The sequence below is a fragment of the Kineosporia sp. NBRC 101677 genome (assembly GCF_030269265.1).
In the GTDB taxonomy this organism is placed as follows: Bacteria; Actinomycetota; Actinomycetes; order Actinomycetales; family Kineosporiaceae; genus Kineosporia; species Kineosporia rhizophila.
In genome coordinates this window covers 143,510-154,579 of the sequence record NZ_BSTA01000012.1, presented here as the reverse complement: position 1 = coordinate 154,579, position 11,070 = coordinate 143,510, and the positions used below count along the sequence as shown (strand labels likewise).

Here is an 11,070-nt window from a genome sequence, read left to right as displayed (position 1 = left end):
ACGTCTTCCAGCACGTCGTGACATCGGCAGGGCACCAACTCCACCCGAGCCCGACCGGGCGAGCGTCCCCCGATGGACCAGTGCCAGCCCGGCCGGGCACCTACTCTGGTTGCAGGAATTCCAGCCGGTTGCCGAACGGATCCGGTGCGTAGAAGCGGCGGTGACCGGGAAAATGCTCGTCCCAGCTGACCGGCACCCCGGCCCTCTGTAGGACCTCGGCCAGCTTGTCGATGTTCTGCACCAGGATGCCCGGATGGGCCTTCCGGGCGGCCACGAAGTCCGGCTCGACCCCCAGATGGATCTCCAGTGCATCAGCCCGCACCCACAACCCACCCCGTGCCGCCAGCACCGGTGGTTTCTGGACCTCCAGCATGCCCAGAACCTTCACGTAGAACTCACGGGCGGCGTCCTCGGACCCGGGAGGGATGGCCAATTGGACATGATGCAGGCGATAGCCGTAATCGGTTGCGTCGTCGCCCCCATCAACCCGCACCGAAACATCGTCAGCCATCGTCGCTCCCCTGAGACACTCGTCCATCATGAAGTTCTCGGCCGAGGTCACCGCACGAGATCACTGACCGCGGCCACCAGCGTGGCCGCGGCGGCCTCGGCGCTGCCCAGGTAGGCCCCCACCATCGCGCCGTCGCGCTGGGCCAGCCACCGTCGGGCCCCTTCGCGGGTGTTCTCCTGCCCGGAACGCTCGAGGGCAAGGGCCACCTCGTCCTCGAGCCAGGTGCGGTGGGCCGCCACCGCGACCCGCACCGGATGGTCCGCCGAGGGGAACTCCGCCGCCGCGTTGATGAACGGGCAGCCCCGGAAGCCGGGCGCCGACACCTCGGCCGCGATCCGTTCGGTCAACCGCAGCAGCCAGGCCGCCGCGTCGTCGGCGCCCTCTGGGACCGGGCCGGCGTACTCCCGCACCGCCGTGTTCAGGGCCTGCACGTAGGCGACCAGCAGAAGCTCTTTCGAGGGGAACTGACGGTAGAACGTGGCCCGGGTGACCCCCGCGTGCTCGACCACGCGGTCCACGCCGGTGGCACGCAGGCCCTCCTGGTAGAAGACCTCACCGGCGGCCCGTAGCAGTCGTTCCCGGGCAGGAAGCCTGCGGCCCGTGACACTCATGACGTTCACCTTAAGTCCTGTCCTGACCGGCGTTGACGGTTCCGTCCGTTCTCTGATCTGATGAATGAGACAGACCGTTCTATTACCTAACGACGCCACGGGAGGCATCCTCATGCCGAGCATCTACACCGCCGTCGCGACGGCCAGCGGCGACGGCCGCAACGGCCACGCCCGTTCCTCCGACGGCGTTCTCGACGTCGAGCTGGCCACCCCGAAGGAGATGGGCGGCGCCGGCGGCGCGACCAACCCCGAGCAGCTGTTCGCGGCCGGTTACGCGGCCTGCTTCCACAGCGCCCTCAAGGGCGTGGCCCGCCAGGGCAAGGTGGAGATCCGCGACACCGCGGTGACCGCCGAGGTCGGCATCGGCGACAACGGCAAGGGCGGCTTCGGTCTCGAGGTCACCCTGGCGGTCGAGATCGGCGGGCTGGACCAGGCCGCCGCCGAGCAGCTGGTCGAGGCCGCCCACCAGGTGTGCCCCTACTCCAACGCCACCCGCGGCAACATCCCGGTCACCCTCGAGACCACCGTCGCCTGAGCGAGGAGTGCTCACCACCGGGACACAGCCGCTAACGTGTCGACGGACTTCAGCCCGACGACCGTGCGATCCCGGGAGTGCCGATGCCGGACACCACCTGCCACATGTCGATCTCGCTCGACGGCTTCGTCGCCGGGCCGCGCCAGAGCCGCGAGACCCCGCTCGGCGAACGGGGCGTGGAGCTGCACGGCTGGCACATCGGCGATCCCAGAGCCACCGAGGCAGACAAGATCGCGAACAGCTGGCTGATGCGTCCGCGCGGTGCCTACGTGATGGGCCGCAACATGTTCGGCCCCGTGCGCGGTGAGTGGGACGAGGACTGGCGCGGCTGGTGGGGCACCGAACCGCCCTACCACGCGCCGGTCTTCGTGCTCACCCACCACGCGCACGAGCCGATCGAGATGGCGGGCGGCACCACCTTCCACTTCGTCACCGAGGGTTTCGAGGCCGCCTACGCCCGGGCCGTCGAGGCCGCCCAGGGCCAGGGCGTGGACATCGCCGGCGGCGCCTCCACCGTGCGGCAGGCCCTGAACGCCGGCGTGATCGACGAACTCACCCTCGACATCGCCCCCACCCTGCTCGGCTCGGGCGAGCGAATGTTCGACGGGGTGGAGTCTTTCGGCTTCGAGCCGGTGGAAGTGCTGCACTCACCGCTGACCACGCACATCCGCTACCGCCGCGCGGACGGCTCGCGTCAGCAGGCGATCCAGTAGCGGCGCTTGAGACCGATGCTGGTCTGGCGCACGTCTTCCAGCACGCCGCCGTTGCGCTCGATCACTTTCCTGGATGCGAGGTTCCCCTCGTCGCAAGTCAGCAGCACCTTTTCCAGCCCGCGTTCCCGGGCCCGTCCGAGCACCTGACCCAGGGCCCAGGTGGCCAGGCCCTGGCCTCGGGCGGAAGGCCGGATGCTGTAACCGATCTGGCCGCCGGCGTGCAGGAGGAACCCGTTCAGGTAGTGACGTAGGTCGATGGCTCCCAGGTAGCGCTCGCCGTCGGTGATCCACCAGTGGGTGGCGTGCACCATTCCCTCCGCAGGCCGGCGCAGCTCGTCGGCCTGGGCGCAGAGGGCATGCACCCAGGCTGCGAACCCCTCGTCGGTGGACAGGTCGGTGACCGGGCGCAGGGGCGTTCCCTCCCGGACCACCTCGGCCGGCCACTCGTCCCGCGCCTCCCGCCAGCTCTCGGCCAGCCGGACCGTGGGCACGACCAGCTCGACCCGCCCCGGTTGCTGAGAGTTCATGGCGTTCATCCTACGTGTCGGCGGTGCGAGAACACCCAGGTCGGAGCGAAGATCACGACACGTCGAGCACCCATCTTCCCCGGCCTCCGGTCAGGGCGTCGGCGAAGTCGCGCCAGTCGGCCCGGTGGTCGATGGGTGCGCTCAACGTCCCGTCGGCCACCAGCGAGGCCAGCCAGGTCATGTCGGGGACGAGGTCCGGCTCGTCGGTGAGGTAGAACGACTGGATGGAGCGCTGGTTGCGCCCACCGTCACCGCCGAAGGCGCCGAACGGGAAGACGGTGTCCGCGACGACGGAGCGCCCGATCGACACCAGAGTCCCGCCGGGTGCCAGCTTGGCGTAGGCCTCTACCAGGTTCGCCCCGCCCACCATGTCGAGCACACCGTGCACGTACCCGGAGAGCTCGGCGGGCGTGCGCACCACCTCGTCGGCCCTTTGCACGGATCCACTGCGGGCCGTGGCCACCACCTGCGCTCCCGCCATCCGGGCCAGCTGCACGGCATACCGCCCCACGGCCCCCGAGGCGCCGGAGATCATCACCTTGCGGCCGAGAACCGGCCCCAGCCGGTGCAGTCCGCGCAGCGCGCTGGTGGCAGCGACCGGCACCGTGCTCATCGCCCCGGGATCGCTGTCCGGAGGGACGACGACCAGGTCATCTGCTCGCGCGGCCCGCAACTGGGCCCATGCCCCCGACACGCCCAACACCGCCACCGACGTCCCTACTTGGGGGCCACTGCCGTCTTCGGCAGCCCGCTCCACCACACCGGCGCACTCCCAGCCCGGAACCACCCCCTCGGCCAGGTCCGGCAACCCGTGGCGCACCTCGCCGTGGTTCAGCGAGATCGCCCGCACCCTGATCAGGGCCTGGTCCGGGCCCGGCCGCGGGTCGGCCACCTCGCCCAGACGCAGTCCCTGCGCCGCGGTGCTGTCCTTCACCAGAGCAAGCATGCGAGCAATAGTGCCCCTGAGTGGCACTTGCCGACAAGGGGCACTTCAAGGGGTAGGGTCGGCTGCATGTCACTGCGCGAGCGGAAGAAGGCGCACACCCGCGAGGTACTGGTCGGCACCGGGCTCGGCCTGTTCACCAGGCGCGGGTTCGGTGCCGTCACCCTCGATGAACTGTGCGCTGCCACTGACACCTCCAAGCGCACCTTCTTCCGCTACTTCGCCAGCAAGGAAGACCTTGCCCTGGAACCGCTGCACTTCCTGTGGCGCCGGTTCCTGATCGACCTCCAGGCCGCGGAACCCCGCGACGTGCCCCTGCTGGAACTGTTGCGCGACACCCTCGAGCAGGCTCTGCGCACGATGCCGCAGCCTGAGTGGCAGGCCCAGGCGCTGGCCAGCCAGCAACTGATCGAAGCAACCCCCTCGATCCGGGCCCACGGTCTGGAGTTCTGCGACAACACCACCCGGCAGAGCCTGGCCCTGCTGGCCGCCCGCTACGGGTTCGACCAGCCCACCGACCCGCGCCCCCGGCTGTGCCTGAACCTGCTGGTGGCAGCCTTCGACTGGGCCCGCGAGCAGTGGGCCGCCGAACCGGCCGCGGCCGACCTTGATCGCCTGATCGCCCTCGTCCACGTCGCAGTGGTCAGCCCGGACCTGCGCTGAGCATCCCCTTCGCTGAAAGATTTTCAGGGATTGCCGCCCTCTTCGGCAGCCTGGCGTGCGGCTATTCACAGCGCCGCACCATTTCCTTGTCCGAGCGCTTGACCCGTCCTACAGTGCAATCGCAGTCGCATGTCCGAGAGGCCTCTCCCGACCTGAGATTTGAGCCCTTCGCCACCAAAGGAGATGTCGGAGTTGCTGACACAGATCGCAAGGACGAGCAAGACCACCCGCTCCTGGATCGTTCTCACCGCTGTCGCCCTGGCCGCCGTTCTGGCCTTCCTCGTCGAATCGATGCCGACGGCCCAGGCGGCCACCCCACCCGGCCTGCACGTTTCCGGCAGCAAGATCGTGGAGAAGAACGGCACCCCGTTCGTGGCCCGCGGAGTCAGTCACCCTCACGCCTGGTACCCCTCCCAGACCGCGGCGACGATCCCCGCGGTCAGGGCGGCCGGGGCGAACGCCCTGCGGGTGGTGCTCAGTTCCGGAGCCCGGTGGACCAGGACCAGCGCCGGCGAGATCACCTCGATCATCAGCCAGTGCAAGGAGAACCAGCTGATCTGCATGCTCGAGGTGCACGACACCACCGGTTACGGTGAGGAGGCCGCGGCCTCCTCCCTGGACGCGGCCGCCGACTACTGGGTCAGCGTGAAGTCGGCCCTGGTCGGCCAGGAGGACTACGTCCAACTGAACATCGGCAACGAGCCGTTCGGCAACGGCAGCAACGTGAGCAACTGGACCTCGGAAACCTCTGCGGCGATCCAGAAACTGCGTTCGAACGGGCTGCGTAACCAGATCATCGTCGACGCGCCCAACTGGGGGCAGGACTGGTCGTTCACGATGCGGAACAACGCCGCCACCGTGTTCGCCGCCGACCCGGACGCCAACACCGTCTTCTCGGTGCACATGTACGGCGTGTTCGACACCGCGAGCGAGGTCAAGGACTACCTGGCCGCCTTCACCAGCAAGAACCTGCCCATCATCGTGGGCGAGTTCGGGAACCTGCACTCGGACGGCGACCCGGACGAGGACACGATCATGGCGGAGACCACCCGCCTGGGGCTCGGCTACTACGGCTGGTCGTGGTCCGGCAACGGCGGCGGGGTCGAGTACCTCGACATGGTGAGCAATTTCGGCCCGACCGCGTTCACCCCGTGGGGCACCCGGATCTTCAACGGCGCCAACGGCATCAAGTCCACGGCCAAGACGGCCAGCATCTTCGGTGGCCCGTCCCCCACTCCCACCGTGACCCCGACCAGCACCACCGAACCGACGGCGACTCCTCCCACCGGCGCCTGCACGGCGGTGTACTCCACCAGCAGCTCCTGGGGTGGCGGCTTCACCGGTTCGGTCAAGGTGACGGCCGGTTCGTCCGCGGTCAGGACCTGGTCGGTCACCCTGGCCCTGCCCTCCGGGACCTCCATCGCCACCGCATGGAACGGAACTCTCAGCGGCGGCAACAAGGTGGCCAACGCTTCCTGGAACGGAAACCTGGCGGCGGGAGCCAGCACCGAGTTCGGGTTCCAGGGAGCCGGCCCGGCCAGTGGTGTCTCGGTGGCTTCGTGCTCGGCTTCGTGAGTGTGAAGGCACGGCGAGGATGAACGCCCGTGCGATCCGACCCGGATCGGTCCCGGGTCGGATCGCACCGGGATCCGGGCAACAGCGGCCAGCTACCTTCGGCCCTACCTCCACGCGGCATCGATCGATGGCTGAATTCTGGAAGAGAAGGGTCAGGACGATGGTGGGCCGTTGTTCACGAGTGTCCAGTACAGCCCGACCTGCATGACTTTCGCGGCGAAGTCGGTGAAGTTGACCGGTTTGGCCACGTAGCTGTTCGCACCCTCGACGTAAGCCTCTTTCAGGTCGATGTCCTCATGTGAGGAGGTGAGCACCACGACGGGCAGGAGGCGCGTGTGCTGGTGAGAACGCAGGTCTCGCAGCACGTCAAGGCCGCTGATCTTCGGCAGATTGATGTCGAGCAACACCACCAGAGGCAGGCCAGGCTCTCGATCGGCGAAGGCCCCCCGCGCGTAGACCTGGTCCAGCGCCTCCGCACCGTCGCGGACGACGACCACCGGGTTGGTCAGACCCCCCTTCCTCAGCGCCCGCAGGGTGAGGGCCTCATCACTCCGGTTGTCCTCGACGAGAAGGATGTACGGCTCAGACATGATGGCTCTCCTTCATCGGTAGGCTGAAGTAGAAGCTCGCGCCCTTGCCGACTTCACCCTGAGCCCAGATCCGGCCGCCGTGCCGGCTGATGATCCGCTGGGTGGTGGCCAGGCCGATGCCCAGTCCTTCGAACGCGCTGATCGGGTGCAGCCGTTGAAATACTCCGAAGAGTTTTCCGGCGTAAGCCATGTCGAAACCCACACCGTTGTCGCGCACGACGTAGCAGGGAACGCCCCGCTCTTCGGTCGCCTTGAACTCGATACGGGCGTCCTGGCCTCCGGCGGCGTACTTCCAGGCATTTCCGAGCAGGTTGTCCAGAACCACGCTCATCAGTCCACTGTCGGCCAGAGCGAGCAGACCGTGCTGAATCTCGACCTGGACCTGACGTTGCGGATCCGCGGCCCGCAACCGCTGGATGCTCTGGGCCGCCAACGCGCTGAGGTCCACGGCCACCGGGCAGAGTTCCTGCCGACTGAGCTTGGACAACAGGAGCAGACTGTCAATGAGGCTCGCCATGTACTGCGATGATGTACGGACCTGCCCCAGGTATTCCTGGCCTACATCGTCCAGGACATCGCCGTAGTCCTCGACCAGGGCCTGGGCGAAACCGTCGATCCCTCGCAAGGGGGCCCGCAGATCGTGCGCGACGGCGTAGCTGAAGGCCTCCAGTTCCTGATTGGTCGCCTCAGCTGCGGCCTTCGCGGCAATCAGTTCCCGCTCGTCCCGCTTGCGCTCGGCGATGTCCTCGATCACCACCGAGACACCTGCCGGCCGGCCGTGTCGATCCTGGATCAGCGCCAGGGAGATGGACACCTCCACGTCCTGGCCGTGTCGGTCCCGGCGGGCGGTGTCCAACGGGTGCAGTTGCTCGCCCGCCAGGATCCGGGCCACCGTCCCAGAGGAGTCCTCGCTCTGCTCCGGCGAGTCCAGCACCGTCCAGGACCGGCCGACCATGTCGGCGGCGCTGAACCCGAAGATCTCCTGCGCGCCGGCGTTCCAACTGGTGATCTCTCCGGTCAGGTCCAGGGTGAGCAGTCCCTGCCGGGCGGAAGAGACCAGGGCGACGAGATGCGCCCGGTCAGCGTCCGCGAGGCGACGTTCGCTGATGTCCCGGACGGTGCAGATCACGAGGAGATCACCCTCGTCCTCGACGCTGGCAAGGCTGATCTCGACCGGAACCCGGGAGCCGTCCTTGCGGATACCCTCCAGCTCCAGGCCCGACCCCATCGGCCGGGTCGTCGGGGAATCCGTGAACGAGGCCCGTCGGCGCGGATGATCGGCCCGGGACTCCGGCGGCACCAGGATCTCGACCGGTTGCCCGCGCAGTTCATCTGCGGAGTATCCGAAAAGGGCCAGTGTCTGTGCATTGGCCAACTGGATCAGGCCGTCCCGGTCTGTCACGATCATCGCGTCCGGGGCAGCGTCCAAGAACCGGCTGATCCGCCGTCCCGTCCGTACACGCTCGGAAGCGTCCCGGACGGCGGCGATCACGTTGCCGCCCGGAGTCGGTGTCCCCGCCAGACCAGGCAAAGGCGCCAGGCTGATCTCGACCGGGAACTCGGACCCGTCGCACCGGCGAGCCGGCAGTTCCTGCTCCCGGCCCATCGGCCGAGCTACTGGCGCCGCCATGTACTGCTGGCGCAACAGCACGTGCCCAGCATGCAGCCGCTCTGGTATCAGGGCCTCGATTGCCTGACCACGTAATGCGTTGCTGTCGTACCCGAACAGCTTCGTGAGTTTGGCGTTGAAAGCAACGATCCGCCCGTCACCATCGATCACGACCATGGCGTCGGGAGCCACTTCGAGCAGACCGGCCAACCCGATCTCGATCCCGTCGTCGCCCCTAGGTTCAGGAACTGCAAAAGCACCGACGACGGGTTCTTCACCCTGACTGCTGCGTGGCGATTCTTCCATGCCCTGAGTTCCGATCGATGGAGGCAGTAGAACGACGCGGACCCGGCGTTGTCATCGGCCCGCCGGCCAGATTCTTGAGCTCGTCCTAGATCGGCACGTACGCCGGCCAAGGTGGGCGTGTCCTGGCGGACCTGGCCAGGACGCGAACAATGCTCCGGTTCCGCTCGGGGCATCTGGGTTCTGACGACCCCCCCAGGTAGCGGCGTGATCATTGTCTGCACGGCCTGGACCATCGAGGCCTGTACGCCCATCCTTGGAGATCCCGGGATCCGGACCTGCTCAGGCTGTTCGGGTTCGGCCTGCGGATCCAGCCCGCGCCAAGGTCGATCCGTACCTGATCACCTTGAGGCCGACTCAGCCGGAGGACGCGGCGGGCCTGGTGCTCGTGGCGGTGGGTTCCTCAGCGACGGCGCCTCGTTCAGTGACATCCGTCAGGCGGATGCGATGCATCCGGATGAGTAATTTCCGAAAAATTAACCGGTTGAGCATGATTCCGGATACAGACCGCCAGTCATCGGAGATCGGCGGATCAATCCGGGAGTTGCCCGTGTCCCAGTCCACTTCGGGGAGCCCGTCTTCCCACCCACGACGCCTGTTCCTGAAATCCACTGCGGTGGGCGCCCTGGCCGTCGGCATCGCTGCACCTCGAGCCCAAGCTGCCGCAGCCGAGCCCGACTTCGGGCCCAACGTGAAGATCTTCGACCCGTCCACACCGGTCGCCACGATCAACGCCTATCTGCAGGGCATCTCGGGCGAGGCCGAGTTCAGCAGCAACCGGCACGCCGTGCTGTTCAAGCCCGGTGTCTACGGAAGCGCCGCCGGGCAGGACAACCCGTCCACGGCAACCGGGATCGTCAACTCGAAAGTGGTTTACTACACCTCGATCGCAGGCCTGGGTGCCTCCCCCGATGACGTCCTGGTCCACGGGGCCCTGCACGTGGAGCCGGTGCAGAACGCCGACGGCACCTCCACCTCTCTCACCCAGTTCTGGCGCTCGCTGAGCAATCTGGCAATCAACCCGATCCAGCGCCCGGTCGGTGCCGACGCGCAACGCCCGCGGCCGGAGGGCATCGCAGAACCGCACACCATGCGCTGGGCGGTCTCGCAGGCGGCTCCGCTGCGCCGGGTGCACATCAAGGGCAACCTGGATCTGACCGGGCGCTACGGCGCCACCGCCTTCGGCACGTACACCGCCGACAGTGTGGTGGACGGATCGGTGATCAGCGGCGACGCGACCCGCGAATACGCCCAGGCCCAGTGGCTCACCCGCAACAGCCGGATCGGGCGCTGGGACGGCAAGGGCGTCAGCTACGTGTTCTCGGGGGTGCAGGGCGCTCCGGCCACCAACTTCGCCCCCGGGGACAAGACCACGTTGGCCCAGACCCCGCTCTCGCGGGAGGCCCCGTTCCTGGTCTTCGACCGTGGCGCCTACAAGGTGTTCGTACCGGCGGCCAAGCGCAACACCTCCGGGCCCGCCTGGTCGACGAACGCCTCGGCCGGACGGTACATCCCGATCGAGCAGTTCCACATCGCCCGGCCCAGCCAGTCCGCCGCCACGATCAACGCGGCCCTGGCCTCGGGAAAGCACCTGCTGCTCACCCCCGGCGTCTACGCCCTGAATGCGCCGCTGCGGGTGACCAGGGCCGACACCGTCGTGATGGGCCTCGGCTACGCCACCCTCGCCCCGGCCGCCCGGACCCGAGCCCTGGAGATCGGTGACGTGCCCGGCGTGGTGGTCTCCAGCCTCACCGTCGACTCGGGTCCCGACGCCGACGTGCTGGTGCAGGTCGGACCCTCCAACGCGGCAGCGGGGCTGGCGGCCAACCCCACTGCCCTGCTGGACCTGTTCGTCCGGGTCGGCGGCCCCCGCGCCGGTCAGGCCAACACCAGCGTGCAGGTCAACAGCAACCACGTGATCCTCGACCACACCTGGCTCTGGCGAGGCGACCACGGCACCGGGATCGGCTGGGACGTCAACCGCGCCGACACCGGCCTGGTGGTGAACGGTGACGACGTGACCGCTCTGGGCCTGTTCGTCGAGCACTACCAGAAGCACCAGGTGATCTGGAACGGTGAGCGCGGGCAGACCGTTTTCTACCAGAGCGAGATGCCCTACGACCCGCCGAACCAGGCAGCCTGGATGAACGGAGCCAAGGAGGGCTACGCCTCCTACGTGGTCGGCAGCGGGGTGCGCACCCACAAGGTGACCGGCCTGGTGGTGTACTCGCTCTTCACCGCCGGCTTCCAGGGCATCCAGGTGCACGCCTCCAGCGCAGCCGAGGCACCCCGTCTGCCCGGCGTAAGCTTCCGTTCTCTGGCCACCGGAGTGATCGCCGGCGGCGGCGGGATCCGGCACATGCTCAACGACGACGGCCCGGCGGTGGATGCCACCGCACCGAACCAGACCGTGTTCGGGATGACTGCGGTGCAGCGTATCTCGACCCTCTGAGACGAAGGCGGGGTGGTCCAGGTGGACCACCCCGCCCG

General features: G+C 68.0%; 11 protein-coding genes. 5 read left to right on the top strand and 6 right to left on the bottom strand.

Features of this window, described 5'->3' with window-relative positions; genetic code table 11:
- Window positions 1-100: 100 nt before the first annotated feature.
- Both QSK18_RS29275 and QSK18_RS29270 read right to left on the bottom strand, forming a co-directional pair.
- The gene (locus QSK18_RS29275; RefSeq protein ID WP_269810462.1) at window positions 101-511 is read right to left on the bottom strand and encodes a VOC family protein; all 411 of its coding nucleotides are present in this window, start codon (window positions 509-511) and stop codon (window positions 101-103) included.
- A gap of 47 nt (window positions 512-558) precedes the next feature.
- On the bottom strand, window positions 559-1,122 hold the full coding sequence (locus tag QSK18_RS29270; RefSeq protein ID WP_285625755.1) for a TetR/AcrR family transcriptional regulator: 564 nt from the start codon (window positions 1,120-1,122) through the stop codon (window positions 559-561).
- Between the two features lie 112 nt (window positions 1,123-1,234).
- Here QSK18_RS29270 and QSK18_RS29265 point away from each other — a divergent pair, with 112 nt between their 5' ends.
- Together QSK18_RS29265 and QSK18_RS29260 are read left to right on the top strand one after the other, a co-directional pair.
- Window positions 1,235-1,657, top strand: coding sequence for an organic hydroperoxide resistance protein (locus QSK18_RS29265; protein WP_232812171.1), 423 nt, complete (start codon window positions 1,235-1,237; stop codon window positions 1,655-1,657).
- Between the two features lie 83 nt (window positions 1,658-1,740).
- On the top strand, window positions 1,741-2,370 hold the full coding sequence (locus QSK18_RS29260; RefSeq protein WP_232812172.1) for a dihydrofolate reductase family protein: 630 nt from the start codon (window positions 1,741-1,743) through the stop codon (window positions 2,368-2,370).
- On the opposite strand, the gene QSK18_RS29255 is transcribed toward QSK18_RS29260, so the two are convergent.
- Both QSK18_RS29255 and QSK18_RS29250 read right to left on the bottom strand, forming a co-directional pair.
- Complete coding sequence (locus QSK18_RS29255; protein WP_232812173.1) at window positions 2,352-2,897, bottom strand: GNAT family N-acetyltransferase; 546 nt, start codon at window positions 2,895-2,897, stop codon at window positions 2,352-2,354. The genes QSK18_RS29260 and QSK18_RS29255 overlap by 19 nt on opposite strands.
- Before the next feature lie 52 nt (window positions 2,898-2,949).
- Entirely contained in the window at window positions 2,950-3,843 is an 894-nt protein-coding gene (locus QSK18_RS29250) for a zinc-binding dehydrogenase (protein WP_285625748.1), read from the bottom strand.
- Between the two features lie 66 nt (window positions 3,844-3,909).
- Between QSK18_RS29250 and QSK18_RS29245 the strand changes: the two genes are divergently transcribed.
- Both QSK18_RS29245 and QSK18_RS29240 read left to right on the top strand, forming a co-directional pair.
- On the top strand, window positions 3,910-4,503 hold the full coding sequence (locus tag QSK18_RS29245) for a TetR family transcriptional regulator (RefSeq protein ID WP_285625745.1): 594 nt from the start codon (window positions 3,910-3,912) through the stop codon (window positions 4,501-4,503).
- Between the two features lie 192 nt (window positions 4,504-4,695).
- The gene (locus QSK18_RS29240) at window positions 4,696-6,078 is read left to right on the top strand and encodes a cellulase family glycosylhydrolase (RefSeq protein WP_285625742.1); all 1,383 of its coding nucleotides are present in this window, start codon (window positions 4,696-4,698) and stop codon (window positions 6,076-6,078) included.
- 152 nt (window positions 6,079-6,230) lie between these two features.
- On the opposite strand, the gene QSK18_RS29235 is transcribed toward QSK18_RS29240, so the two are convergent.
- Window positions 6,231-6,668, bottom strand: coding sequence for a response regulator (locus QSK18_RS29235; RefSeq protein ID WP_232812177.1), 438 nt, complete (start codon window positions 6,666-6,668; stop codon window positions 6,231-6,233).
- The gene (locus QSK18_RS29230; protein WP_285625740.1) at window positions 6,661-8,583 is read right to left on the bottom strand and encodes a PAS domain-containing sensor histidine kinase; all 1,923 of its coding nucleotides are present in this window, start codon (window positions 8,581-8,583) and stop codon (window positions 6,661-6,663) included. Before QSK18_RS29230 ends, QSK18_RS29235 begins: the two co-directional genes overlap by 8 nt.
- Before the next feature lie 547 nt (window positions 8,584-9,130).
- Here QSK18_RS29230 and QSK18_RS29225 point away from each other — a divergent pair.
- Window positions 9,131-11,032: a pectate lyase-like domain-containing protein gene (locus QSK18_RS29225; RefSeq protein WP_285625737.1), complete on the top strand. Its 1,902-nt coding sequence runs from the start codon at window positions 9,131-9,133 to the stop codon at window positions 11,030-11,032.
- The last annotated feature ends 38 nt before the right edge of the window (window positions 11,033-11,070 follow it).